The sequence below is a fragment of the Melaminivora alkalimesophila genome, from assembly GCF_000282995.1.
In the GTDB taxonomy this organism is placed as follows: Bacteria; Pseudomonadota; Gammaproteobacteria; order Burkholderiales; family Burkholderiaceae_C; genus Melaminivora; species Melaminivora alkalimesophila.
In genome coordinates this window covers 1-336 of record NZ_ALEE01000016.1, presented here as the reverse complement: position 1 = coordinate 336, position 336 = coordinate 1, and the positions used below count along the sequence as shown (strand labels likewise).

Here is a 336-nt window from a genome sequence, read left to right as displayed (position 1 = left end):
CCTCGGCCTGCACGCTGCCGCTGGCCGAGCGGTCGGCCGCAGCCACCTGGGCGGTCGGCGCGGCACCGGCCAGGCGGCGGCGGAACTCGTTGAAGTCGCGGCTCTGCGCGGCCACGATGCGGCGCGCCTCGGGCGCCGGGGTGGCCTGCGCGTCGGCCTGGCTGGGCATCTGCAACACCGCACCGGCACGCAACCGGTTGACGTTGCCCTGGATGAAGGCCTCCGGGTTGGCGCGCATCATCGCCACCAGCATCTGGTCGAGCGAGACGCCGGCGGGACGGTGGGCGCTGGCGATGCGGCCGGCCGTGTCGCCCGGGCGCACGGTCACTTCGCCGG

General features: G+C 76.2%; 1 protein-coding gene. It reads right to left on the bottom strand.

Annotated elements, in window-relative coordinates; genetic code table 11:
* On the bottom strand, positions 1-336 hold a 336-nt coding region (locus A612_RS00070; protein ID WP_040435217.1), incomplete at both ends, for a FimV/HubP family polar landmark protein.